The sequence below is a fragment of the Xylanibacter brevis ATCC 19188 genome (genome assembly GCF_000621725.1).
In the GTDB taxonomy this organism is placed as follows: Bacteria; Bacteroidota; Bacteroidia; order Bacteroidales; family Bacteroidaceae; genus Prevotella; species Prevotella brevis.
Map to the genome: position 1 here is coordinate 1 of NZ_JHXM01000009.1, position 26,125 is coordinate 26,125.

Annotated in this window: 16 protein-coding genes and 2 pseudogenes; 4 read left to right on the top strand and 14 right to left on the bottom strand. The window is 50.1% G+C overall.

Annotation, left to right across the window (positions count from 1 at the left end):
• Window positions 1-282, top strand: a 282-nt coding sequence (locus T433_RS0105780) for an IS3 family transposase (RefSeq protein WP_027455192.1), incomplete at its 5' end; no start/stop codon positions are given.
• A gap of 116 nt (window positions 283-398) precedes the next feature.
• Here T433_RS0105780 and T433_RS16445 read toward each other — a convergent pair.
• The 5 genes and pseudogenes from T433_RS16445 to T433_RS17015 all read right to left on the bottom strand — a co-directional run.
• Window positions 399-572 carry a hypothetical protein gene (locus T433_RS16445; protein ID WP_155808398.1) on the bottom strand — a complete coding sequence of 58 codons (174 nt, stop codon included), beginning with the start codon at window positions 570-572 and terminating at the stop codon, window positions 399-401.
• Window positions 573-600: 28 nt separating this feature from the next.
• Window positions 601-1,446 (bottom strand): hypothetical protein, encoded by an 846-nt coding sequence (locus tag T433_RS0105790; RefSeq protein ID WP_155808399.1) that lies wholly within the window; start codon window positions 1,444-1,446, stop codon window positions 601-603.
• Window positions 1,447-1,462: 16 nt separating this feature from the next.
• A complete protein-coding gene (locus T433_RS14780) occupies window positions 1,463-2,653 on the bottom strand; it encodes an SPFH domain-containing protein (RefSeq protein ID WP_052342238.1) in 1,191 nt (396 codons plus the stop codon).
• 30 nt (window positions 2,654-2,683) lie between these two features.
• A complete protein-coding gene (locus T433_RS16450) occupies window positions 2,684-3,790 on the bottom strand; it encodes a hypothetical protein (RefSeq protein ID WP_231478054.1) in 1,107 nt (368 codons plus the stop codon).
• A gap of 72 nt (window positions 3,791-3,862) precedes the next feature.
• Window positions 3,863-3,937: pseudogene (locus T433_RS17015) on the bottom strand (zinc-ribbon domain-containing protein); the annotation flags it as partial.
• A gap of 202 nt (window positions 3,938-4,139) precedes the next feature.
• Between T433_RS17015 and T433_RS16455 the strand changes: the two are divergent.
• A pseudogene (locus T433_RS16455) lies at window positions 4,140-4,265 on the top strand (STAS domain-containing protein); the annotation flags it as partial.
• Between the two features lie 43 nt (window positions 4,266-4,308).
• On the opposite strand, the gene T433_RS0105805 reads toward T433_RS16455, so the two are convergent.
• From T433_RS0105805 to T433_RS0105830, 6 genes are all read right to left on the bottom strand, one after another.
• On the bottom strand, window positions 4,309-5,220 hold the full coding sequence (locus tag T433_RS0105805; protein WP_027455194.1) for a hypothetical protein: 912 nt from the start codon (window positions 5,218-5,220) through the stop codon (window positions 4,309-4,311).
• A gap of 550 nt (window positions 5,221-5,770) precedes the next feature.
• A complete protein-coding gene (locus tag T433_RS0105810; protein WP_155808402.1) occupies window positions 5,771-8,410 on the bottom strand; it encodes an endonuclease/exonuclease/phosphatase family protein in 2,640 nt (879 codons plus the stop codon).
• 178 nt (window positions 8,411-8,588) lie between these two features.
• Window positions 8,589-10,226, bottom strand: coding sequence for a DUF4876 domain-containing protein (locus T433_RS15865; protein ID WP_052357011.1), 1,638 nt, complete (start codon window positions 10,224-10,226; stop codon window positions 8,589-8,591).
• 189 nt (window positions 10,227-10,415) lie between these two features.
• On the bottom strand, window positions 10,416-13,532 hold the full coding sequence (locus tag T433_RS14790) for a glycoside hydrolase family 2 TIM barrel-domain containing protein (RefSeq protein WP_081778387.1): 3,117 nt from the start codon (window positions 13,530-13,532) through the stop codon (window positions 10,416-10,418).
• A gap of 566 nt (window positions 13,533-14,098) precedes the next feature.
• The gene (locus T433_RS0105825) at window positions 14,099-14,689 is read right to left on the bottom strand and encodes a hypothetical protein (RefSeq protein WP_155808403.1); all 591 of its coding nucleotides are present in this window, start codon (window positions 14,687-14,689) and stop codon (window positions 14,099-14,101) included.
• A 40-nt stretch (window positions 14,690-14,729) separates the two neighbouring features.
• Window positions 14,730-15,878 (bottom strand): hypothetical protein, encoded by a 1,149-nt coding sequence (locus T433_RS0105830; RefSeq protein ID WP_027455197.1) that lies wholly within the window; start codon window positions 15,876-15,878, stop codon window positions 14,730-14,732.
• A gap of 226 nt (window positions 15,879-16,104) precedes the next feature.
• Here T433_RS0105830 and T433_RS0105835 point away from each other — a divergent pair, with 226 nt between their 5' ends.
• Both T433_RS0105835 and glmM read left to right on the top strand, forming a co-directional pair.
• Window positions 16,105-17,010, top strand: a complete 906-nt coding sequence (locus T433_RS0105835) for an AraC family transcriptional regulator (RefSeq protein WP_027455198.1) — start codon at window positions 16,105-16,107, stop codon at window positions 17,008-17,010.
• Window positions 17,011-17,059: 49 nt separating this feature from the next.
• Window positions 17,060-18,526 (top strand): phosphoglucosamine mutase, encoded by a 1,467-nt coding sequence (gene glmM, locus T433_RS14795; protein WP_081778388.1) that lies wholly within the window; start codon window positions 17,060-17,062, stop codon window positions 18,524-18,526.
• A gap of 153 nt (window positions 18,527-18,679) precedes the next feature.
• Here the strand turns inward: glmM and T433_RS0105845 are convergent, their stop codons facing one another.
• The 3 genes from T433_RS0105845 to T433_RS15870 all read right to left on the bottom strand — a co-directional run bounded on the left by T433_RS0105845 (window position 18,680) and on the right by T433_RS15870 (window position 25,935).
• On the bottom strand, window positions 18,680-19,534 hold the full coding sequence (locus T433_RS0105845) for a Cbp1 family collagen-binding glycoprotein adhesin (protein WP_155808404.1): 855 nt from the start codon (window positions 19,532-19,534) through the stop codon (window positions 18,680-18,682).
• A 65-nt stretch (window positions 19,535-19,599) separates the two neighbouring features.
• A complete protein-coding gene (locus T433_RS0105850) occupies window positions 19,600-21,081 on the bottom strand; it encodes a PP2C family protein-serine/threonine phosphatase (RefSeq protein WP_027455200.1) in 1,482 nt (493 codons plus the stop codon).
• Window positions 21,082-21,195: 114 nt separating this feature from the next.
• Window positions 21,196-25,935, bottom strand: coding sequence for a leucine-rich repeat protein (locus T433_RS15870; RefSeq protein ID WP_027455201.1), 4,740 nt, complete (start codon window positions 25,933-25,935; stop codon window positions 21,196-21,198).
• Window positions 25,936-26,125: the final 190 nt, after the last annotated feature.

The window sequence follows — 26,125 nt, forward strand, 5'->3', positions numbered from 1 at the left end:
CACTACCAACACCTGATGTATCAAGAACTGCTCAAAAAACATGGTATCGTGCAAAGCATGTCCAGAAAAGGAAATTGCTTGGATAATGCAATGATGGAGAACTTCTTCGGTCTGATGAAGAATGAACTGCTATACATTAATCAGTTTGACTCCGTAGAGGATTTTGAGCAGCAACTGAAGAAATATATTCTCTGGTATAACAATAAAAGAATAAAATTGAGGTTAAAAGGAATGAGCCCGGTACAATACCGAGCTCACTACTATAGAGAGATTAATAATTAACGATTAATTTAACGTCCAACTTTTCGGGGGCACTTCAAAGTCTGCTTGTGTACTTTCTTTTTTTCTCTTCTTGCGCCATAAACGGCGACTTTAGAAGCTAATCCGATATCGGTTTATTACTCGTCAGGCGTTTTATCTTTCTTAGAGAACAGACGGATAATTCCTTTGATAATCCAATATACGATAAAGAATCCCAGCAAGAAGATAAATATCGTCCATCCCAGCGCCTTTAGTGCTGTAACCTCAGTATAGAAGCCAGAGGTTAAGAATTTTGCGAATCCACTTTTCATAATTATCTACCTTAATAATATTAATAATTTAACGCATCTTTGCCTTGACGGTCAGTTCCTGGGCCAATTCCCTCACTCTCTCCCAGTCTGCACGGTCAATAAGCGCAGAAAGTTCGTCCAGGCCAGCAGTGATCGCGCCTTCTATCTGTTTTCCCTGTGGCGTCGTATGGTTGGCTCCATAGCGAATGGTTTCATAGAGCCTGCTCACTTCTTTCTTCGCAGCAGCATCTTTCACCTTGACCTCCAACAGTTGCAAGCGTTGACTCAACTGCATCTTCGAGTCTTGTTCAGCAGCCTGTTCGGCCAATGATTCCCTTGTGGCATCATTGGCAGTCTTGTGTATGCCCAAATTGAAAGCATAGAACAGCAGCACCAGCAGATATACAGACAGGACAATCACCGTATAGTTCTCCGCCAGGAACATCGACCTTCCGACAACCGTCTCAGTCGTCGTATTTACCGTATTTCCTATCGCAGAGCCTATGCTGTCGGTAGCAATGCCAGCCACACTGTCAGGCAGACTCTCCACCACCTTATTCACCGTATCCTGCATGTTGTTTGTCAAACTCTGCACCGTTTCCTGTGTCCTGCGAAGCACCATGCCATAGCCAATAGCCACGGCACTCAGCACGGTCTGCACACAGAAGTAAGAGAGAGGCAGAAATGTTGTGGTCAGGTGATACACCTCATCGCTATCCTTGCTCACGCGCAACACCGCTATAGACGCCACCACAAAAGAAAACATGGCAAATCCATACGACATCCACTCTACAATGCCTCGTGTCTCGACATCAGTCCAGACAAAAAACAACACATTCAGCACAATGAGCACCAACACCATCAGTGCCACAAAAGTCATTTGATTGATTCTCATAATCTTCTAATTTCGTTTAAAGGGTTGGAGGTGTCGGAGGCATGGGTGGAGGAGTCGCTCCAGCCGCTGCAAAGAACTGCTGCAGCTCGGGCACCGTTTTAGCGGCAGCCCACTGAGGCATTCCCTCTTTCCACACCATCGTATCAGGAGTCAGCTGTCCAGTCTGCACATACTGAGCAAGCTGTTGCATGGGCACCGGTCCCACTTGCTGGTTGTTCACAAAGAGCCAGAACTGCGCCATGGGAGGCGGAGCAGCCTGCTGCATAGGTTGTTGCTGCCCCATCGGTTGTCCCATCATTTGCTGTCCCATACCGAAGAAAGAACCTGCCGCAGCCATTCCCATACCGATTCCGGCACCTATTGATGCCGTGCCCTGGTTGGCGGCCATGGTCTTCATGATGTCCACCTGCTGCTGAGCAGCCCACTTATCGCCAAGGATATCCATCACTTCCGAGTCGGCAGAAGCATTACCGAGCTTAGCCTCATAGGCTTTACGCACCTCGTCGTCCAGATCAACTTCCAGAGCAGAAATCGAAAAGCGTTCCAGTTTCACGCCATAGTCAGACAGCACCTCAGCTACCAGCGGTGAAATCTTCTGACTAATCTCGCGCTGTCGAGCCTGAATGCCCAGTATCTCGCCTTCCAGTTCCACCAAGACGGTGGCTATTTCCGTCTTGATATGTTCCAAAAACTCATTGCGGAAGTAGTCTTGCAACTCCTCAGCACCAAACGAACTGATGCCGTTGCCTATCAGTTTGAAGAGGAATTTTCCACCGTCCTCCACACTCACGCGATAGGCACCACGTGCAAACACTTTCGAGGCCACGCGCAGTTTCTTATCGCGCACCTGAATATCGCCAGCTCCCCAGTTCACCTCCATACTTGTGGCCGTTCGGATAAAGAACACCCTACAGTTGAAGGTACTCACGCCACCCGTAAAAGCATTGCGCAGACGGCTGATAAAGGGATAGTTCTCCGTTTTCAGCTGGTAGCGTCCCTCGGTGAACATCTGGTATATTTGTCCGTTTTTCTCGAAGATAGCCTGTTCTCCGGGGTGTACTGTCAGCGTAGAATTGGTGTTGAAGTCTTGATCAGGATGGAGCGAAATCATATCGCCTCCAAAGCCAACATTCTCTATAGACTCAGCCCAGTGCTTCTCGCCACCCACATAGTTGGCCTCTTTTGGATCTCTCTTAAAAAATCCCATAGTCGTATAATTCTGTTTATTAGTGATACATTAAGGTATTGGGAACTCAGGAACGTCGTATTTCAAATCCAGTTTAAAATTACGCTGAGCAGACTGACGCTTATGTTCCTGGAACTCCTGCCAGCGTGCACGGAACTTCTTACGGATAATACGATTGACAATGGCACGGATGATGGCATCAATACCGCCAGTGACAAGAGCTATCAGTCCATAGACAATCAGTCCGAGGAAATAGCCTATCGCGCCCAGGATTGCCACACCAATAACACCAGTCCAGAAGCCGGCCTTAAACAGTGCAAAGACGATCAGCAACAGTATCAATATGAGGATGGCAGTCACAATCCACGTCACCGGCTTCATGCTGGTATAGTCGGGACTCTGCTTCAAGAACTCAGCATTCGGGAAATTATCAAACTCGTACCACCAGCGATCGCCACTTGCTGTGCCGATGAAGGTGTACTGCTGTCCGTTATACTCCACAACCTCCTCGACCACCGGCAGACAGTAGTAGGCTGGTGTTGGGATATACGAGCCAATGTCTGTGTGCGAGAACTCAAAACGGTTCTCCGAGGCCGACTGTTCCTTAGGAATTACCTCCGTGTCGCGAATATAATCGCTTGCGAATGGCACCATCTCTTTCGTATTGAAGTGTTCCTCATAGTCAGCAATCAGCATATAGGGCGTGCCGCACAGTTTCTCGAAGAACTCTTTACCATACTTACACAGCGGGAAGATAGCGCGCTCGGTGGCCTGTCCGTACTCACGAGCCCAGAAATATTTTCTCTTAATATCCACAATCTTCATATTGTCGAACACGTCCACAGGCGCATTTTCCATGAGGAACTGCATGAAGAATTTGTGATACTCGTCTTTTGTAATGGTAAACTTCGCGAGCAGCTCAATAATCAGGTTATCGTCGAAAGCATTACCACCGCCACCCAACAAAATAGCCTTACCACACTGGTGACACTTAGCCCAGTCCTTGCTCAACAAGTCTTTTGGTCCAAGATCAGCACCACAATGAGGGCACGCCATCTTCGAGGCGCTCATCTCTTGATTGCCAGCAGCTTGAGGTTTCGGTGGGAAAGGCTGTGGGTTTGAGGGTTGCGGATTAGAGGGCATTGCGTTTGATGGCATTGCATTAGTAGGTTGATACCCCCCGGGCATTGGGGGAGGAACAGGTCCGGTGGGGGCTGCCGATTGCAATGGGCAGCCACATTGTGGACACGTAGCAGCACGATCAGACACCTGCTTACCACATTCAGGGCATGTTATTAAAGCCATAATTACACTGTTTTAGGGTTAATATTTAGGTATTGTAAACATCATTGGCAATCTACAATTGCAAAGAAAATCATTTATTCAGTCATATCCTAAAAAATCAACAGCATATAAGAGTCATTGAAACAAAAAACCACAAAAATTGTTTTAATGACACACCAAAACATCAGTATATACGCCACTATAGAACGAAATGATCAGTGGAGTAAAAGTGGTTCCCTTCATAGACTCAACCGGTCTTCACAATCTGGAGAACATGTGCTTGATGAGTCAGCGTGAAGGCATCGCCATCGTTCTGTCGGGTGTCAACGAAAAAGATCGTTCACTACTCTTTGGGCAGTGAACGATTTTTTTGCGAATATCTCACGCACTTGTTATCTTACAAACTTCTTACCGTTTACGATATAAATACCTTTAACAGGTTTCACTACCTGACGTCCCTGAAGGTCAAACATCTTATCAGCGCTATGTTTCAAAACGGCTGTGTCAATATGGTTGACGTCATCCGTTTTAACGATTTCAATACCATTACACTTTGCCTCGATAGCGCTCCAGTCTTCATCCCAACGGGCGGCATCTTTGACGATGAGCTTAGTTGCCGTAGGAGCCAGCTTCTTTGCAATAAGGGCATAGTCATCATAATCCATCGAATGCCAGTCGCCATCCCATGTGCACTGATAGGTACCCTTGCCTATAACACCTGTGATCGTCACCTCACCATCGAGTGAATTGTCTGCATACGCAAGGATTCCCTTATCATTAACCATCGGGCCTTCCAGTTTGATGTCGTCAACATAGAAAGTCTTTCCATCGCCCTCACTTGTCTCCTCGTAAGGCCAGATGGAAAGCACCAGGTTATTGTCTTCGGTAATCTTTTCAGCATCAGGTCCCTCTGCAAACTCATAAGTCAGAATTCTCCATTCGTTGCCACCATCCTGCCATGCCCAGCGTGGCGTATTGAAGGCACCTTCCTTGCCCTCGAGTCTAACCATCACATTGTGACTGTCTGTCATCTTCAGTCGCATGGTCAGTCGGCGCAGCCCCTTGAAGTCAACACCTTCCAGAGGAATTGCGCCATTATGATGCTCATCTCCCCAGCCACCAGGATTAGCTTTCATCGTGAACTTCATCACGTTGTTGCCCTGCTCCTCTACGACAACAGGTTCTGCCCGATTCCAGAAGCCACCGTCACTTCCCAGTTCCTTGCCATCGCCATTCCAGATTACGACCTGTGCACTACAAACCGTTGTTACAAACCATGCTGTGAGTAAAAATACTTTTTTCATAAAGATTAGTGTTTTAAATTAATAATACATTTGGTAAAATTCTTAATTCTGGCGCAAATGTATATTAAAAAAGGCATCTTCACAATAAAAAATGATACATCCAATAAGAAAAAACGTTCAACATATCATTATTTCTCTCAAATGAAACAAAAATACCAAAAGACGTATGGTGGTCCTTATATTTAGAATTAGGTATAAGCGCAACTTATCTCATGATCTTTACCATCGTGCCATCAGTATATACGCCACTATAGAACGAAATGATCAGTGGAGTAAAAGTGGCACAATAGATGGTCAATAGTCTTTGTTCAAGGAAGTGATATTGGCACCTTACTGATGTAAAACGATAAATACCATACAAAATCCAGACTCTAGAAATGTGCATTCTAGAGTCTAGAACAAGATAATCTAAAGTCTAGATGCGCACGTTCTAGAGTCTAGAAATGAGCATACTAGAGTCTAGAACAAGAGCAAAAGTTAAGCTTTTGGAACGTAAAAGCTTAACTCTTGCTCTGCAAAACGGCCTGAATAGCCTGGCTATTCGGCTTGATTAGAACAGCACCTTTTGTCCTTGACGGTTGATGCCGATGCCCTTTCTCTGCGCATCCTTGCGAATGCCCTGAACCGAGAACCATTCCTGGCTGTCCGCATGCTGCTCCACCGTCTTCACGCCTGCGGCATCCCTAGCAGTCTGCGTCGCAAAGCGCACAATCACGGGATAATGGTCGCCCAGAGGTTTGCCATCCGCCTCATAGCCCGCCTTATCCACCTCGTAGCTCAGCGGAGCGATGGTGGTTGACGCATTCGCGGGATTGATATAGATAACCTTGTCGAGCAGTTCGCCCTGCTGGGGCTCGCCACCCATTTCGGGGAAGATGCCATTTTGCTGCAGCTCAACCCATACATCGGCAGCAGTAGCCAGGCCCGTGGCTGCTATCTCGTCGAAGAACACCTTCTTCACATCATCCCTGTGATACAGCGTGTTCATGTCGCCCATCACGATCACGGGGCGTGCATCCAAGTGGGCCATGATATGCTCGCGCAACTGGATCCACTGCGCTAGTCTGACCTCGCGATCTTTCGCATCGTTGCCCATCGTCTCGTCACGATAGCTGCTGGCATCCATATGCATGTTATACACCACCACCTCTGTGCCGTCGCCCAGCACCATATCATGGCGGCGGAAGCCCTTTGTCACCATGTCGTCGAAGTCGTGACTGAACTTTCCAAAGCTGCGCTCCCATGCCACGCGCTGGTAGGCACCAGACTGGCTGCCATTCTTCCACGACATGTTCAGACCGTCGCATGGCAACTTGATGTTCTGCGGATGCAGGAAGTCACAGTCCAGCATATCCTCGTAAATGATGCCACCCGTCCACTCATCATGCTGGTAGTTGGCAAACAGCTGCGACCATATCTCCCAGCGGTAGTTGAAGTCCTCTTGCATAGCGATGATGTCGCAGTTCTTGCTGGCCAGATAGCTACTGATAGCCATGCTGCCTTCCGACTTAGGTCCGTCTTTGTTCACGTCCAGCACCAACCACTTGTTGGGCAGTCCGTCCACGTTGAGTGTCATCACGCTGAACGTGCCGTCCTCTTCCTTCACGTCGGCTACGCGATTGGTCTGTCGCAGTGCCGGTATCTCTCGATAGTCACTACCACGACTTTCCTCCGTCGTCAGATAGGTGTAGATTTCAAAGATGTCCAACAGCGACAGGCCACTGTCGTCTGCCATTTGCAGCACGTCCAGAGATGTCAAGCCCAGCGGTTGCAGTTTCTCGTCCAACTCAGCCATCAGCGAGAAGATATTGCCCGAACCTTCGCCTCCCATTCGTTCCTGCACAATCTTTTTCAGGTCGATGCCTGCATCCTCCAGTTTATGGATGATGTTCATCGGCGTTGCATCCTTGATCAGATCGGCATAATGCGTGTTTAGCTCACCGTCATAGTATAAAACAGGCAGGGTGCTCAACATGATAGCAAGTTGCAGATAGTAAGTGAGACCACCCACATACACATGGTCTTTCGATGGTATCACAAAGTTCGTTTGCAGGTGCGTCTGTTCGGGCACAATGCTCTTCTTGAACAGCGGGCTCGTCTCTCCATCATAACGATATGTGGACAGGAAGTTAATCAGAGACCTACAGCTGCCAGTAGGCACCACACAATCGTGCAGCACATTCAGCACGAAATAGTTCTGTGTAGTGTCAGGCTCCCAGTCGTTCTCCAAGGCCACGTCCTTCATGGCTTGCTTCAGCTTTTTCACCACGGGCGAACTGGACTTCAGCAGGGTGTCCTTCAGCACCTCTGTGATGGGCAGACCATCGAGTGCGTCCTTCACATGCTGGGTGGAGTATTTGCCCGTGTGGAACCACTCGTCAAACATCGACGCCGCAGGCTCATTCAGCATGCTGGGAATATCCAGTTCCAGGCCGCCATGTGTGTTGTAGCTGTCCAGTATCATCAGCAGTCCAAACAGTTTCAAGTCGGTGTCATCCTTCTTGTCTATCATCTCATTATAAGCCTCAACCATATCGAAAGGCAGACCGCCCACAACGGTCTTATCAAACGAGATTACGTCGCGATATTTCATGTCGCGCAACTTCTGGATGGCTATCGCCTCATAGCCACCCGACGAATAGCCCGCATTGACCAGCAGTTTACCCTGACTGATACCGCGCGCATCGAGCAGCAGCCTGGCCGCCAGCAGACAGTCTATGCCTGCCTGTGCATTGGCGTCGCCATAGCAGTAGTAGTAGCCCTTGCCCTCGGTCACGCCATAGCCATACTGATCGCTGGTCACCACTATATAGTTGGGCTTCAGCGGACTAGCCATCACATAATCTTCGCCCTGAGCATAGCCCCTAGTAGGTGCGCCATCGTAGCCCATCTGCGTGTAGTGGCTGTACAACAAGATGCCATCTACGGGCTGATGATCCTTATAGATGTCGTTAGGTATTGCCACATAGCCACTCATTTCTGTGGGATTGCCCTTAGGGTCTGTAGAAGGATATACAATGTCTATGCGGTGCATAGACCTGCTATACAGGTTGATGCCCTGCAGTCCAAAGTTCCACACCGTGTCGATCTCGTGGATCACTCTCACCTCGTCGGCTGTCATCTGAGCCCATGCGGTCATCGGACTGCCACAAAGCAGCAGCCCAATCATGGTGTTAAAAAGTCTCTTCATGATCATATCTATAAACGTTATTTCATTAGCACGCGTTAGCGTAAAGGTAGATTATCAGTTGCAAATATACAAAAAATTTATATTCGCGCTATCAAAAAGCTCCATTTTTATAAAAAATTCATCGTTCATTGCCTCATTTCTGAGACAATGAACGATGAATACAGTTGGTAGTTTTTCGTTATTTGCTGTAGAACTTTGTGGCCGTGCCATCAGCCTGACGACTGATATAGATCTTGCCAGGCATCAGCATGCGTACCTGCTGGCCGTCCAGGGTGTAGAAAGTAACCGACTGACTGTTGGCAGCAGTCTTCACCGTCTGTACTGCGGTTGGTTCAGGCATTGGTCCGCACCACTTGATGAAGGTAAACTCTTCAGCTGATGCTGCACCATTTTCTGCTGAGAAAGCGTCGACCATTGCTGTTGTGAGATAAAGATACAGACGGTCATCGCCACTGAATGTGGCTTTGTTATACAGTCCCTCTGTTGTCTTAGCTACACGTTCAAAGCCCACCTTCTCTGGGGTGCACACCCACTTATAGATGGCACGTGACTTCTGGCTGCCGCTGAACTCCAGCGCATCAACCTCTGACCATGTGAGCGCATTGCTTGGAATCTTCTTGGATGGCTGTGCCTCGCTGTAGTAAACCTTGTAAGTGCCGGGCTGTCCTGTCAGGATAAACACTGACTTAGCTAGCAGCTCGTCCGTTCCACCATATATATTATAGGTGAGGTTCGTGTTCTTGGCGTTCGTAGTGATATAGTTAAAGGAGATAGCACTTTCGCCAAAGCAGCTCTTCTCGGGGCGGAACACCAGGAATCCGCTCTCAGGAATAGTCACTTCCTGCTCTGTAACCCCGGCCAGCTCTTCATCGTAAGCACGTGGCTGAATGGTGGTCGATGACTGGAAGTCAACTGTAGAGTTGTTGGTATCATAGAGCACCCTGCGTCCGGCGGGAGTCACGAATGCCGTCTTGCGATACACCGTCTCGCCATTGTAGCCACCTTCTGCCGTTGTCGAAGCATACCCCTGGTCGTAGGTGTCGCCCAGTCGCTTCATGGTGGCGTCAACGCCCTTGTTCTTCACGTTACCCAGTATATCTACGGCATCAATGGCGTAGTATGGGTTCACCAGTGCAAACTTGTTGCCCGTGGTCTTTCCCCTACCATACACGAGGCTCTCTTCTGCCGTCACAACAGCAGCAGCATTGTTTTTCAGCAGCATCACACTTGCCGAACCCGTGCCTGTATAAGAAAGGTTCATGAAGTCGAGCGTTGGTGTCATGGTGTAGATGAGCTTCATGGCTGGCACTGCATCATTGTGAGGATAGTTCGTGTTGGTTGTTTTCACCTCGAAGTCAGCACCAGAGAGGTCGTGACCAGTCACGGCACCTGCAGTGTGGTCTGTGGCACTGTTGCAGATAATCATCGACTTTCCTGCCTCGATGGTGTAAGTCTGATCGTCAGGAATCTGAAAGATCTGCTTCACTACAATCTTTCCGCCCAACGCAGCCTTCAGGTCTGCATTCTCCTCAATGACAGCCTGCGTATAGGCCGAAGCAGCTGATTCGCTTTCCAAGAGTGCCAGATACAGGCCCTGCACCTCAACAGCCTCGTCACGGTTGTTGTATAACTCTACGTACTGACCAGCCACATAGTTGCCAGAGCCAGCTGCTTTCTTAGAAGCAGCATAGAACACTTTACTAATCAAGAGGTCTCCTGAACTAACCTTGTTTGGTGTGATGACAGCACCAGCATCGGTGGTCATCATTGCGCCAGCCATTAGGGCCAGCATCTTAATCTGAGTAAATAGTTTCATTAGATTTTCTGGTTTTTATTTGTACTACAATATTGTTATTATAATTATTATCCAGCAAATTAGACTTTCTGACGCTGCAAAGGTAAGAATTAAATTTCAAAATACAATATTCTAATACAAAAAAAAAGATTGCTCCTTTTTTAAGAAGCAATCTTTTTGTTTATTACACTTATGTTGTCAAAAAAGATATCATCTGCCACAAATGGCTGTTTGACGAGCTAATACTGCTAGTTCCTCGTTGGTGATGGGTGAAAATAGCAGTTTTCCGATAACGGAAAAGTGAGTCTTATCGGCAGGAATTCTGTACTTCTCAATCACGTCGCGACCACAACTGCTGTTGCCCAGCGCACGGTTGTAAACATCCAGGTTGACATAGGTTTTATTTTCAAATTTCACCTCACTAGGATGACGCAGACGGTGGTGACGATCGGTATAGATTGCGCGATCGTCCCAATGACCTGCCGAGGCTGCCATTGTATCAGGAGCAACAAACAGTACGCCCACGCCATTGGTGTTTGTGAGTGCCATCCAAGCCACATCTTCTTTGTTGCCCATTTCCTGAGGCAGCACATGGTTCTCCCACTGGTTGCTGACAGTGCTTTGCCACAAACCGATAAAGGCACTCTCCTTACGGTCGCGATAACTGTCGTGAGGGCCACGACCCAACCAGCGCAACTGCTCAAGCTCGCCTGGAAGCACTGCTCGATAGCCCAGACGAGGCAGTTCGCAACCTAGTTCGCTTGGCATGATATCGCTGTCAAAACAAATGGCACCATTATTATATATGGTGATGGTCTCCTCTGTGGTAAAATGCATGGTGCCATGGGTACTGCTATAAACGTTAGTGAAGTGCAGCATCACACTGTCAGAGGTCTGCTGATAAGAGGCTTTCTGGTTATGACATGTCAAGTCACGCAGTCCTTGCTTATCCCAGCGTTCTGTCTGTTCTTTATCGTTGTCGTGGGGAGCACGGAAAGCATTCAGCTCAAAGAGCACCTTTCCGTTCTCATCGACCAACTGTCCATTATGAAAGGATAACGTAAAAAGCCCCACACGCACCTGATAGCCATCGGGGGTTTCTTTCACGTTCAACGCCACACACTCGTCTTCAGGAGTTGGTGTCACATAGTCGGCACCCGCCAACTGGAACTGCTCGCTGGCCACCTCGTAGCCCTGTTCAGCCCAAAGTGTGGCCTCACGTTGTCTTACTGAGAAACGAATGGCATCGTGGTGCTGATCCACCTGCAATTCGGTGCCGTTCAAAGGCTGCCATGAGCCTTGTTGCAAGCCATTATCAAAATAAGCATAGCAGATGTCATAGTCCTGCTGTGGCGTACGGAACTGGCGTTTATTCTTCAGTGATACGCAGCCATTGGTCATCACAAAGTCCACTGGCTGATATATTTTCTTCACGTTATAGCTCTTTGAGGTCCACGATCCATCAGCCAGCACCACTCCGTTGCAGCAGAAATTGTTATCGTTGGGTTGATCAGCAAAGTCACCACCATACATTTGGTCGTTTCCTAAGCGGAGTCCCTGATCCTTGAAGTCCCAGATAAACTCACCTGTTAGCGAGGGATATCGCTCATAGAGGTCGAAATATTCACGCTGGTTGCCCATCGAGTTGCCCATGGCATGGGTGTTTTCGCACATGATAAAGGGGCGAATGCCCGTCTCGCCACGCTGGTAACGCTCCAGATTCTCACGACCGATACGCTCCACATCGTCCAATCCGGCATACATTCTGCTAGTTGTGAGACTCCACTGTGAGTTGCCCTCATAATGAGTTATGCGGGTTTTGTCGAGGGCCACGATACTATCGGCCACAGCCTGGAAGTTATCACCGTTGCCACTCTCGTTACCAGCAGACCATCCGAAGATACAGGCATGATTGCGCAGGGTCAGCACCTGGCGTACGTTGCGTTCCACCATTGGGGCACGGAAGGTCTGCTCATGACTGAGTCCTGTGTTGCCATGACACTCCACGTCGGCTTCAGCCAACACATAGAGACCATACTGGTCGCACAAATCGTAGAAATAAGGATTATCAGGATAGTGCGATGTACGCACAGCATTGATATTGAGTCGCTTCATATTGCGAATGTCAGCCTCAGTCTCCTCGCGGGTGATGGTACGTCCATTCCACTGACTATGGTCGTGACGGTCCACCCCATGGAACAACACACGTTGCCCATTGATGAGCAGTGCCCCATCCTTACGCACAGAAACAGTGCGGAAGCCCACTTTCAGAGTACGAAGATCCAGTACCTTACGTCCCTTCATCAACTTAATACTGAGGTCATAGAGCTTTGGGGTCTCAGCACTCCATGGCTCCACGGCGAGATCATTAAATGATAGCGTACAAAGACCAGCGGCAGAAGCCACCTGACTAACGGTGCCAACGAGGTGGTTTCCATCGCGCACCTCGGCCTCTATGGTGCCCCCACCTGTCACATCCACTTCGAGTGTGGCGGCGGCACAGGTATTATGATTCGTCAGGCGGTCTGTGCTGAACGAAAAGTCACGGATATGCGTTTTCGGTACCGACCACAGAAGCACATCACGCTCGATACCCGTTAGACGCCAATAGTCCTGACACTCCAGAAACGAACCACTGGTAAAACGGTAGGCCCTGACGGTGATACTTTGTTCACCCTTGCCGAGCAGGTACGGGGTGATGTTCCACTCTGAGGGTAGGAACGAATCTTCCGCATAGCCCACAAACTGGCCATTGACCCACACATAGTAGCCATGTCCCACACCATTGAAACGCACAAACACCTCGCGTCCTTTCCAGTTGGCAGGCAACTTAAACGTGCGGTAATAGGTTCCAACGGGATTCTTCATGTCCCCCGTGTAGGTCCAATCGGCTGGTCGTTCGGCCATTACACTCCATGTTTTGCGGTCGTAGGTAAAAGGATAACGGGTATTCACATACAGTGGTTTATCCCACGACTTATTATGACGCAGCGCATAAATCTGCCAAGGGCATGGTACCTCTATATCGTCCCAATCGGAGCCATCACTAAAGTGCGGCGTACCAATAAAGCCAGTAGGAGCCTTATCGGGATTGGGTGCCCAATAAAACTTCCACGTGCCGTTGAGCGACATAACATAGGGCGAGTCCCAGTAGTCGCTCTCGCCACGTGAAGCCACTGTCTGTTGTGGCAAGGCTATGGCGTGAGCACGCTCACGATTCAACTGAAACACAGCTGGGTCATCCCACTCATTAAAATGTTGTGCATAGACACTGCCAACGGCAGTCAGCATAAAAATTGAAATAGTTACTAATAGTTTTCGCATCATATATAATCAATTATTGTTATTGGTTAAGATTTTTGCGCTGCAAAGATACAAAAAATAGCGAACAGCCCTCACGTCCAGCCCACTATTTTTTTAATCTTTTCTCTCCCGTTTCTCCCGAGTAGTACTCGGGACTAAATAAGTTAGTATGTCATTCAGTAGGTTTCGCATAGCAAGAGTGGAGGTATTGTCACGTTAAAGTGCCACTATTGACATTCAATAGTGGCACTTTTGACCTGAATCTAGGGGCTAGATTCGTTCAATCCAGGGGCTAGACAGCTCATATACAGCCCCTAGATGAAGTGAATCTAGCCCCTAGAATTGAGTCCGCCAGCACCTAGACCAGAAACAATACCGAAAGTATTGCATCTACAAAGCGCAGAAATAGGACCACCAAACCAGTGGTTTAAAGACAGAATCGCTCGGCTCTGCCGCTTTTACCGAGGCGCAGCCGAATAAAAGAACAGAAGAACATACTTTTTTTAAGAACATACTTCACTACTGCCCCGTTAAAGTGGACTAATCGCTCTTTGAAATAATCGAAATACAACCGTAAAAACGGGCGATTTTTAGTGAACACTATTATTCAGTATTTCTGCGAAGATACCGTTGGCTACGCTTACGCCATCCTTATTCTTTAGTCTGACAGCGCGATAGTCTGTGTTTAGATAGCGTGAACCATTCTTTCTGTAGTAGTCCCATTCTGTAAATTTGGTCTTCCCCAAATCGAACTGAATTCTACGGTCAGAACCATTGTAGAAAAAGCCATAGAAGCTATCGCCTCTCAACTGGTAGTCTACGATATATGTGGGATTCCACTTGTCGTCGTCATAGATGATGGTGATGTCGCCATCTACGATAAACCACTTAAAGGTACAGAAGGCATAGTTCTCTTTGGGTGAAGAAGTCTTGTAGTCCAGCTCATAGCCTCTTCCACTGGTATAGTGATAATCTTTTGACTCAAAGCCCATCACGGTAGAATATTCTGAGCCATTAATGCCCCAGCGATTCTGATAATATTCTGTAATCTTACCTTCCCAGTCGCTGCTACGCAGACTTGAGGCGATATAGTCGTCCTCGTTTGTAGTGCAGGCGGTGAATACTACCATGGCAGCCATGGCAACGAACATGATTTTTGTGTAATTGAACACTGTTTTCATAAAGTTTAAATTGTTAATTGTGTATTATTAGTTGTGATTATTATTCTCTTCTTATATTATATGGATATGACAGTTTCCAGGGCGAATCTTCCAGCTTAAACTTCTTGGCGCCCTCCTGTGTCTTTGGTGTGCGTACAAGTGGTAAGTCTGAGAGATCCATCAGGTAAAGATATTGATGGAACAGCGATTTTATACCTTCTCTTACCGACCAGCGTGCAGAAATGTATTCTTTTGTTATAGGATCATTACCACGGATGGCCTCTACCTCTTTGTTCCATGCTATCAGCTTGACCATAGCAGCCTTATATTCTGCCAAGAGTGATGCTGGCGATTTCTGCATCCAGCGCTGTAAAAGCTTACGGTTGTATTCGGCCACAATCTCTGCCTCACGCTTGCGACCCTCCACAAACCAGTCAGGCGTCTTCTTGGGATTTTCAGCGGCCACACGTGCACGCAATTCGTCCTCTATGACCTGCACACGCTTACACTCGTCAGAGCCAAACCACTCCTTAATTATCTGCTTTACCAGTGGCGAATAGATGTTAAAGTAGAAACGAGGTGCACCACCTTGCTTCTCGAGCAGCCAGCATCCTCTGTCATGATCTGGCGTCTCGTTATAATGTACAATGTCTGCATTTTGATCGTAAAACTTTGTGCATGCAGCCTTCATTTTATCCAACACCTTATTATATTGTGGCCACTTCTTGTCTACAAAAAGGGTGTCGAAAGGCTGTCCTTTGCGTGCCTTCTTGGCATTATCCATCATGATTTTACTAAATCTGTCATTTTCCGTTTTCAACTCAGGTTCTGGCTCATAGTTAGCAACGGCTTCAACGCGTGCCCTTAATTCGCCTGCTGAGTATTCTGTCATCTTTTCACGTGTATCAACTTGCGATGGATCGGGCAGCACAGGCAGATTCTGATAGGCCTCTTCAAAAGTCTTATAAGTGTACTTTTCTACCATCTTTTTATAATCCTCTTTGCTTATCTTCCAGTCTGTTAGCAAGGCATTACCTTCTCTGGCTGTATAGTCCCAAAACATGTGTCCACCCAGATTCTGTGCATAGTTACGATCTTCTGGCTCCACATATAGTATCTTTGCTGTCGACTTTGTGGTTGCTTTAGTATTTGTTTTCTGGCTTTTAGCCTTTGCCTGTGTCTTAGCTTTGGTCTTGTTTTGTGCTTGCATAGAGGCTGTTCCAGTTAGAAGCACTGCTGCAAGAGATAGGTAGATAAATGGTTTCATTATATAATACAAATAGATTACTTATTTATTTCTGGCTGCAAAGGTACATAATGTTTTTGAAATAAAAATACCGATGATACATGTCGAACATATATTGTTACTTATCAAACATTGCCTTTTCGTTTTTTATATCTACTTTTGCATCCGAAAATGAGAAGAACAGAACATTATGGATATTTTTGAGTTCAAACCAAGAAAGGGGGCAGGTACTCTTCGCATGGGTGATAGCGACGAGTTGGTACTGGTGGATTGCTTTGACGGTATGCCTGCTGGCAGAATAAAACCGATGGACCATGGTATCATTATTATCTGCACGGCAGGAGCTGCCCAGTTCGAGTATGATGGTCAGACCATTCAACTGAACAAGAATGACCTCTTTCTCTACATGGTACGTTCTGTTGTGGAGAAGTTTATGTCTACTCCCGACTTTAATTGTCGCCAAATCTGGTTCTCTCGTGGCGAAATGTGGAACATGAACACGTTTACTAAAAGCAGTCTTTCCGATGTGGTGCTATTGAAGCAGCATCCCAAGGCGTCACTATCCGATACTGATGTTGCACTGTTCGATTCTTACTACCAGCAACTTAGCCATCACATGCGCAACAGTTCTTTGGCGCTCTATCCCGATATAGTGCGCTCTATTGTCAGCACCTTCCTCCTAGAGGTACTCTCTGTGCTGCGTAGGGGAGAGCAGCGAACCAAGGGTGATAATGCTTTTGGCAATACTGGTCTGCATGGTAAGAAACTTGCCGACCGCTTTATGCAGTTGGCAGAGCAAAGTGATGGTCGCATCCGTCGTGTCGATGAGTATGCCAAGATGCTGAACGTCACTCCTAAATACCTCTCCAAGCTGTTGATGGAAACCATGAATAGGCGCCCCAGCGAGATGGTTCATTTCTTCACACTCCAAGCTATCGAGAACCGTTTGCGCTTCACTGATATGACCATGCAGCAGATTGCCGATGACCTGCAATTTCCCAATGCCTCTTTCTTTGGCAAATACTTTAAGGAACACTCAGGCATGACACCCATGGAGTTTCGTATCAAGTATCAAAACAACAACGAAGAAGAATAAATACACAACCAACCATATCGACCATATATAATACACACTTATAACCTATATGACACTCATCAAATCCATATCAGGAATCTACGGCACCATCGGTGGGCGTCCTGGCGATTCGCTGAATCCCCTTGACATCGTCAAGCTCACCTCAGCCTTTGCCCACTATATTCATGGCAGGAAGATGGTCGTAGGTCGTGATGGTCGTATGTCAGGACTGATGGTGCGCAACATTGTTGTTGGCACTCTCATGGGCTTGGGCTACGATGTTATTGATATAGGCTATGCCAGCACCCCAACCACCGAGCTTGCTGTGCGCATGGCTGGTGCTGATGGCGGTATTGTCATTACAGCCTCTCACAACCATAGCCAGTGGAATGGTCTGAAGCTACTCAATCATAATGGAGAGTTTCTGACGCCCTATGATGGTAAAGAGATGTTGGCTCTTGCTGAGACAGAAAACTTCTGCTATGCCAATATCCAACACTTAGGGCAGTTAACTATCGACGAAACCTTCAACCAGCGCCACATCGATGCTGTCTTAAATCTAAAGTTAGTTGATGTTGATGCCATTCGCAAGCGCCATTTCCGTGTCTGTGTTGATACCATCAATTCCGTTGGTGGCATCATTCTTCCCCAATTGTTTCAGGCTCTCGGTGTAGACTTCGAGATACTCAATGGTGAGTGCACAGGTGCCTTTGCTCATAAGCCAGAGCCCATAGAGAATAACTTGTTGGGCATTATCGGGCGCATGAAGCAAGAACATTTCGACCTCGGCATTGTTGTTGACTCCGATGTAGACCGCTTAGCATTTATCTGTGAAGACGGCACGATGTTTGGCGAAGAATACACTCTTGTCAGTGTAGCCGACTATGTGCTCAGCCATACTTCTGGCAATGCTGTTAGCGACCTCAGCAACACGCGAGCTCTGCGCGATGTCACCCTGCAGCGTGGTGGTCAGTATTTCGCCTCTGCTGTTGGCGAGGTCAATATTACCGCCAAGATGAAAGAGGTGGGTGCTATTATCGGTGGCGATGGCAATGGTGGTGTAATCTATCCTGAGTGCCACTATGGTCGCGATGCTTTGGTAGGCATTGCTCTCTTCCTGAGCAGTCTGTCTCAGCAGCAGTGCACTGTCAGCCAGTTGCGGGCCTCTTTCCCCGACTATCAGATAGCAAAGAGTTCCATCGACCTCATGCCTGATACTGATGTAGAGGCCATTCTCAAGAAAGTAAGAGACCGCTTCTCTAAAGACAAGAGCGCCCAAATCAGTGAGACCGACGGACTGAAGATAGACTTTCCCGATCGCTGGGTTTATCTGCGCAAGTCCAACACCGAACCCGTGGTGCGTGTCTATAGCGAGGCTCTCTCCATTGAGCAGGCTGACCATCTGGGCAACGAGCTCATGCATTACTTCTACGACATGCAGAAAGACTTGGTACTTGATAAATTTGGATTAAACAACAACCTAATATTACATAACACTACTGCTCCGTTAAAGTGGACTAATTACTCTTTTAAATAATTGAAATACAGTCCATTAAGCAAGCTTTTAAAATAAAACGGACTTGATTTTGTAATATTGGTAACCGATCACTAGTGTCCAGTTAAAGCTGGACACTAGTGAACATTCTAAAGAACATAAACACACCCCAAAAAAGTTATTCTGTCAAAGAACTCAGTCGGCCTGGATGATGAGATAGCGACTGATGCTCCAGAAGCGGGGCACGTTGGTGATGCGCAGCGTACAACTGTTGCCATTCTGAGTGATGGAGTAAGAGTCGGAGGGCGCATCGGTCAGCACCTTAGCCTTCTTGCTGGGGATGTTGAACTGCGTGGTGTTGCGAATGTCAATCTTGGTGAAGAGCGCCTGGTTCAGCGACTCGTAGTTCACCTTCTTTTTCTTCAGCAAGCCACCGGTCAAGAGGCCCTTCTCTTTCAGGTCGCGACTGGTGCCAATGACATAGTAAGCCTTGTTGGCCTCGGCCGTCTGAGCCTCCATGGTCTGGCGCTGCTCAGCATTCTCGTCTTGCAGTGAAGACACCGTCTTGCTCAGTGAGTTGATGTCCAGACGCAGCAAGTCCATATCGGCGTTGGCCTGTGCCAACTGTTCCTCGAGCTCGGCGATGCGAGCCTCTTTGGCAGCAATCTCTGCATTCAGGTGGTCCACCAGCTTGCTCAGCTGTCCCAGCTGGTCGCTGCGTGTGGCCAACTGCTTCTGCAACTGGGCCATGCGCTCTTTGTTTGCCTGCAGGGTAGCCTTGAAGGCTTCCAAGTTCTGCATCATCTGTTCCTTGGTGATCATTGGTGACTCGTTAGACTGGCGCAGCATGCCTTCGCCCTGAGCTATAGAGTCGAGGCTGGCCGACACCTCGACCAGTGAAGACGTCAGGTCGTCGAGCACCTGCTGTTGTTGTTCGTTCACCTCCATGAGAGAGTCACGTTCCTGCTGCCAGTTGCTTTCGCTACCGCCGCCACACGATGTGAGGGCTGTTGCTACAGCAGCCGACATCAAAATCTTAATTGCTTTCATACGTTGTTATTTTTACTTTTTCTGTCGTTATATTGAGTCTGTGAGCTAAACACTCAGTAACCAACTCAATAATAAATCAAAGTGGTCATACACTGCTTGAAGTCCTGGAAGCTGACAACACGGTCGGTCGAGGTCTCCCACAACTCCTGCTGATGCTTAGGCAACTCCATGAACCACTGCATCACCTCGCGCTGCTCGGGCGAGAAGTAGGCTGCACGCAACTGATAGATGTTGGTCAGCGAGTCCACACTGTGCTGCTTAGCCATGAAGCCATCCACGAAGATTTGTTTCATGGCGATGAGACGGTTGGAGTAGTTCTCAGCCTCCATGGCAGTGCCATTTGGATCGACGTCCTGTTCTATCTGTCGCACCACGTCGAAGGTCACATCGACGGTGCCAAGCTGATGGTAGGCATCGGCCATCGACATCTTCTCTTCGACAACGGGTGCTGCCACCTCAGGTTGTGAAGAAGCCACAAGACGAGGATAGAGGAAATAGCCTGCTACGGCCAGAAGGGCCACCACAACGATGCCCAACAGCACCTTCAACATCGGACTGCCCGACTGCGACAAATCTTGCTCTGTAGCGGGAGCGGAAGCAATAGACTGATGGTTGGTGGCAAACTTAGCAGGTTGCACGGGGGGCACAGCCTGTGTGGCGTTGTTGCCTTCAGGGAATGCTGGTGGCGGCAGAATGACCTTGCGGGCAGGATCGTTCAGGGCCTTGTTCTTGACACGAGCCTCAAACTCATCCTCGGGCAGATCCTTGTCGCCGGGCTCACGCTCCACGCTCTTCACCTTGATGAGATAGGCCGAGTGGTTGTCCTGACTGTCGCGCGAAGCGTCGATGAGTCGGGCTTCCTTCTCCTCATCGCTGCTGTTGGCACCAATGATAGAGAGCAGCAGCGCATCGTCCATGTGCTCCAACATACCGTCTGAGCACATCAGGAAATAGTCGCCAGCCTTGATGTCGGTGATGTGGGTGAGCTCGGCCATGGTGAGCTCGGGCTGATGGGGCTGCAACGCTTTCAGAATGACATTCTTGCGGGGATCGGTGCTCATCTGTCGATAAGACAACTGTCCTATATCATAGAGCTGCTGCACCAACGAATGGTCGCGCGAACGATAGAGCATGCCCATGTCGGGACCTAACGAGGGACGAAGATGATAGATGCGACTATCGCCGATATGGGCTGCCAAGCAACCGCCACGGTGGAAACAGAGGAAGGTCAGCGTGGTGCCCATCTCGCCCTGGTTCTTCACGTCGGCAGCATCGAGGGCTTCGTAGGCACGCGTCACAGCATTGTTGAAAGCCTCGTCTGTGAGTGGCTCGCCGGCTTGCAGCACCTCTTCAACGCTGGCACTGATCGTGTCGCAGACGATCTTGCTGGCCACCTCGCCCTTGTCGCAGCCACCCATGCCGTCGCACACCAAGAACACGCGGTTCTCGCTGGTGGCCTGTCCCTTTGCAGGATAGATACAATCCTCCTGGTTAGGACGTGAACCTAACTCATAGATGGCATGTGGCTCTAATAATTCTATCTTCATTTATTATTCCCTAATTAAAAGTATTTTCATAAAAAAGTCCGCCAACATACGTTGATGTCAGCGGACAAAGGTATATAGAATTTTCGATTCTGCCAAATTTTTACGACAAAAACACTACTTAACCACCTTCTTGCGACCTCCAGATATGTAAATTCCGCGTCGGGGAGCAGTGACACGGCGACCTGTAAGGTCGAAAACAGGCTGTCGGCTATTGTCGGCCTGGACGCCATCGATGCCGGTGGCCTGGACCACGGTGAGGGTGCCCGAGACGTAGGTCATCTCATAGTTTTGGGCCTCAGCACCACCCACACGAATCTCATACTCGCCAGCAGGACTCTCGGGTGTGGCATCACAAGTGATGACGGGCTGCTTGATGAACACATCGGAGGTCTCGCCGTTGCGGAACGACTTATACTTCAGCTCAAACACGGGGTTGGGCTGTCCCACCTCGCGGGTGGCATTGAGCGCCGTGACGGTGAGTGACGACTTCGTGATGGAGAACACGCCCGGTTGACAAACCAGACCTGGCGTGGTGATGGTGCCGGGCAGCACCGTCAGCGGATAGTCGCCCACAGGTGTGGTGGTCACCTCCATGACGTCGCACAGATACTCTGGCTCACCATCGATGGGCGCACCGCTCAGTTCGAAGGTGATCGAGCCAGCAGAACGACCATAGCTGCGATAGCCGGTGGCAGTGACAACGGGGATGCCGGTATAGGCCAGCAACTTGCATTTGTTCTTCCAGTCGGAGTCGGCATAGGCATCCAACAGGGCGGCGGGCACAAACAGCGTGACCTGAGACTGAACACTGCTCTGACCGCGGGCCACGACTGCCTGCTCATGAGGGATGACCAGATACTTCAGGTTGAAACAATTGCCAAAGGCTTTCTCGCCCAGCGACTCGATGCTAGAGGGCAGATGGACTATCTGTAGGGATGAGCAGCCGGTGAAGGCGCCATCGGCAATGTGCTTCAGCGAGGTAAAGTACTGCAGTTCCTCGAAACTGCGCATGTTAAGGTTCTTCTGGAACAGCGTGCCGAGGTCGGTGACCAGCGCAGCCTCATCCTGGGTGAGCTCGCCATCCTCGTTGAAGTCCCAGTTGGCAAGACAGACAGTCTGCACATACTTGTCGGCAAAGTCGATGTAGCGCAACTTTCGGCGCAGCGACTGCACGGCCTGGTTAATGTCGTCGTAGGTGCTGCTCAGATTGTCATAGACGGCCTGCTCGGCAGTGACGTCGATGGACTGTGCCACACACTCGTCGAGCATGGCGCGCATATTGGACAGCAATAGGTCGGTGCGGCGGGCTTCCTGCATATCGGCAGCAGAGACGAAGCCCCAGAGCGTACGCTTGTCAACAGGCAACTGATCCCAGTAAAGACCGTAGGTAGGACTGGCCGCACCGCTGGTGTGACTCTCGTCGGTGCCCAGGTATTCGCCCTCCACACGGGTATTGTCGCCGGTGGGTACGCTGAGAAGGAACAAATGGTCGCCGGCCTCCTCTATCTGCCAATAGGCCTTGGTCGAGAGAGAGCCGTCGCCGAAACAGGTCTTCACGCCGTCGCCCACTTTCTTGTCGGTGGACACACGGAAGATAACCTTACTGCTACCTGACTCCTGGATGTAGTACACATTGGCGGGCATGGTGGCCGAGCGCTGGAACCAATAACTGATAGGCGTACCGCCAGTAACCACCGACTGGGTGCCGTAGGCCTCGCCCATGGCCACATACTTACGACTGCCCACATTGTAAAGGTAGCCGGGCACATCGGCCGTGATGTCAGAGAAACGGGGCTGTGTCTTACCACGGAACTCGCGAATGGTACCAAAGTTGCGCCATACATCGGACTGCTCGTAGAGGGCCTTCGAACCATAGGGCACGTAGAGCGTGCAGAGAGACAGATCGACTCCGATAAAGGCACTTGGGTTGATGTCGATCACGTCGGGATCGGGATTCCACAGGGTGACCTCGCGCAGAGCGGTGCAATAGCCAAAGCACTGTGCGCCCAGCGTATTGATGCCTGCGGGCAGGTTGATGCTCTTCAAACTGCTGCAGTTGCGGAAGGCATAATAATAGAGTTTCTCGATGCCGTCGGGCAGGATGATGGAGGTCAGACTGGCACAGTCGGCAAAGGTGTTGTTGTAGATGTAGGGCACGGCCTTGAAATACTGGAACTCATCGAAGCTGACGATGGGTAAACCCTTGAAAGACACATCAAAATCTTTCACCTGGGCAGCCTCGTTGAAACTCAGCTCGCCATCGTAAGACATATCCCACTGCTGACGGCAGTAGCTGCCAATGGTGTTATCCTTGAACTCGATGAGGTTGAGCTTCTGGCGCAGACTGCTCTGCGCAGCCTTGATGGCATCGAGACTACTGTCGAGGTCATCGTAAACGGCCTGCTCCTGCTCTACGTTGCGATTATTTTTGCGCGCCATATTGATGAGGTTGAGCAGTGTGGCTGCCTCGTCATAGATTTCGGTCTGGGCGGCATCGTAGGCCACAAACTTCCACAGGCAGTTCTGGGGATAGTCGGCAGAGCTGATGTCGTAATAGACGCCATAGGTAGGCATGGCGGCATTGCTGGCATGACTGGTCTGCACACCGAAGTACTGACCCTCCTGATGGCCGGTGACACTGGCGGGTATCTGAATGGTATAGACGGCATCGCCAGCGGCACTGATGGTCCAGTAGGCGCTGTTGCCGAGCGTACTGCCGTCGATAAAGACGGCCTTGACACCCTTACCCACATTCGGATCGGACGAGGTGCGGTAAACGTACTTGCCACCGAGACCGGAGTTCTCGCAGGTGATGGTATAGACATCGGTGCCTACCGACGGCATGCTGTTGAGCTTGAAGCGCAACGGCTGGCGACCGACGATGACCTGGGTGTTGTAGGCCTCGCCACGGGTGAGGTAGCGCCCCAGACCGACGTTGTAGAGATAGTACTCCTGACCGGCCTCGATGGTGGTGAAACGACCACCTGAGAGTTCGCGGGCCTGGAAGATGGTGCCGAAGTCAGACCACTGGCTGGTGGCGGCGAAGTAGGCCTTGGTGCCCTGCAGCACGTGGAGGGTGGCAGCACTGAGGTCATTATCAGCAAAGACGCCCTGCCCCATCGTGATGGCGGCGGGGTCGTAGGTGTTCACCTTGAAGGTCTGCAACTTGGTGCAACCGGCAAAGGCGCCATCGCCCAGACGGACAATGCTGACGGGCAGGTCGAAACTGGTGAGCGCGGTGCAGCCACGGAATGTGCCGGCCTCGATGGCGGTGATGGTCTCGGGCAGCGACAGGGCTGCTAGGGCTGCACAACCGCTGAAGGCCTCAGCACCAATGGCGGTGAGGTAGTCGGGCAGTACAAACTCGCTGAGCGACTGGCAACCTGCGAAGGCGCGGGCACCGATGGTCTGCAACTTGCGAGGCAGACGAACGGAGGTGAGCTTGGTGCATCCGCTGAAAGCATCGTCTGCGAGGTGCTGTAACCCGGTGAAATAATAGAGTTCGGGGAACTTGGTGATCGAGGTCTGGCCCTGGAAGGCGGTGCCCAGATCGGTCACGGCAGCGGCCTCGTTGTAGGTCAGCTGGTCATCGTGGTTGGTATCCCAGTGTTCCAGGCAGATAGCCTTCACATGGGTATCGGTGAAGGTCATGACCTTCTCACCATAGTTCTCGGGCTCGATGCCAACGATGATTTGTCGATAGCCGTTATAGCCATCCTCACTACCGCCAATGCCCTGACCCTGACCGGGCGTCAGGTTGGTGAGGTAGTAGTAGCCATCGCTCTGTCCGCCCCAACCCCAGTTGATGTGGTAGCGCAGGTTGCCGTCGTAGCCATCGGCCACGAAGGCATGGCCCACCGTGGCGTTGGAACCACTGATATAGACGGGACGGCGAGCAGCAATGTCGGTATAGACCACCTCGTCCCAACCGGCATCGGTGGTGACAGTGGTGTAATCGACATAGCGCACCGAACTGCCATAGCCGAAGTAGGCCTTCAGGGCGTTATAGACCTCGTAGGACTGGGCACCAGAGGAACTGTTGGTATAGTCCATCTTCACGCTGACGCCACAATAGTGCATCAGGTCGGCCACGGCCCGGCGCTGCAGGTCGCTGGCAGTGCCATAAGTATCCTTCATATTAGCCCAGTCAATGGGGGAACCCTTGGCGATGCCTTCCACCTTCAGATTGCCGTAGGTGGGGTGCGAGGTCCACGTGGTGTAGCCGGGGATGTCCTGCTGCACCTCGCTGACAGACTTGTCGCGGTGATAATACATGATCTGTGCCATGGCGGTGGCCACACAGCCAGTGACGGAGCGTCCCAGCGTGAAGTACTCTGGACAGGTCATGTTATAGGGGTAACCCTGGCTCCACTGGCAGGTGAGCAGTGGCTCCACCTTGGGGTGCGTGGGAATGGTGGCGCTGATGACGGGAGCGCCCATTTGTATCTGCGCAATCTGGCGGGCATAGTCGTCGAGCAGTTCGCGCAGGTTGGGCGGCGCCTGGGTGTAGTCAAACTCGCCACTGTCGGTATAGCCCAGCACGGGAATGGTACTGTCGTCGCCCGACACGATGACGAAGCCGCCATTCATGCCGCGGTTGAAGACATAATAGGGCTCGGCCGTCGTGGCAGCAGCCGCACGGCGTGGGGCCAACTTCTTAGCGGCCACGGGGGCCAACTGGCGCGGGTCGTTCTGCTGAGTCATGAACGCGGCAGCACGCTTCAGAGCCTGCTGGCGGGTGATGGGATTGGCCTGGATGGTGCTGACAACAGAGACAAACAGCAGGAGCATCCATGCGAGTCGCAGCCACACCCCATGGGGCACAGCACGATAGGTGTTAGTAGGAATTATCATGAGTACATGTTGTTAGTAAATTACTTGTAGTTATAAGTTTGCAGCAAAGGTAATAATTCTTTTCGACACCGACAAGTGTTTCTGGGAGTTTTTAAGGGAGAGAAAACGTTTGGCGCCCCCAAACGACTGGTTTGGAGGCGCCAAAGGGTTGGATTGGAGCCCCCAAACGGACCGTTTGGAGGCACTAAAC

What these genes read in the sequence shown, in the direction of transcription:
- T433_RS16445 (WP_155808398.1), bottom strand. Translation starts at nt 572, where the DNA reads ATGAAAAGTGGATTCGCAAAATTCTTAACCTCTGGCTTCTATACTGAG.
- T433_RS14780 (WP_052342238.1), bottom strand. Translation starts at nt 2,653, where the DNA reads ATGGGATTTTTTAAGAGAGATCCAAAAGAGGCCAACTATGTGGGTGGC.
- T433_RS16450 (WP_231478054.1), bottom strand. Translation starts at nt 3,790, where the DNA reads ATGCCATCAAACGCAATGCCCTCTAATCCGCAACCCTCAAACCCACAG.
- T433_RS0105845 (WP_155808404.1), bottom strand. Translation starts at nt 19,534, where the DNA reads ATGAAAGCAATTAAGATTTTGATGTCGGCTGCTGTAGCAACAGCCCTC.
- T433_RS0105830 (WP_027455197.1), bottom strand. Translation starts at nt 15,878, where the DNA reads ATGCAAGCACAAAACAAGACCAAAGCTAAGACACAGGCAAAGGCTAAA.
- T433_RS0105850 (WP_027455200.1), bottom strand. Translation starts at nt 21,081, where the DNA reads ATGAAGATAGAATTATTAGAGCCACATGCCATCTATGAGTTAGGTTCA.
- T433_RS0105805 (WP_027455194.1), bottom strand. Translation starts at nt 5,220, where the DNA reads ATGAAAAAAGTATTTTTACTCACAGCATGGTTTGTAACAACGGTTTGT.
- glmM (WP_081778388.1), top strand. Translation starts at nt 17,060, where the DNA reads ATGACACTCATCAAATCCATATCAGGAATCTACGGCACCATCGGTGGG.
- T433_RS15865 (WP_052357011.1), bottom strand. Translation starts at nt 10,226, where the DNA reads ATGAAACTATTTACTCAGATTAAGATGCTGGCCCTAATGGCTGGCGCA.
- T433_RS0105790 (WP_155808399.1), bottom strand. Translation starts at nt 1,446, where the DNA reads ATGAGAATCAATCAAATGACTTTTGTGGCACTGATGGTGTTGGTGCTC.
- T433_RS0105810 (WP_155808402.1), bottom strand. Translation starts at nt 8,410, where the DNA reads ATGAAGAGACTTTTTAACACCATGATTGGGCTGCTGCTTTGTGGCAGT.
- T433_RS0105835 (WP_027455198.1), top strand. Translation starts at nt 16,105, where the DNA reads ATGGATATTTTTGAGTTCAAACCAAGAAAGGGGGCAGGTACTCTTCGC.
- T433_RS0105825 (WP_155808403.1), bottom strand. Translation starts at nt 14,689, where the DNA reads ATGAAAACAGTGTTCAATTACACAAAAATCATGTTCGTTGCCATGGCT.
- T433_RS14790 (WP_081778387.1), bottom strand. Translation starts at nt 13,532, where the DNA reads ATGATGCGAAAACTATTAGTAACTATTTCAATTTTTATGCTGACTGCC.
- T433_RS15870 (WP_027455201.1), bottom strand. Translation starts at nt 25,935, where the DNA reads ATGATAATTCCTACTAACACCTATCGTGCTGTGCCCCATGGGGTGTGG.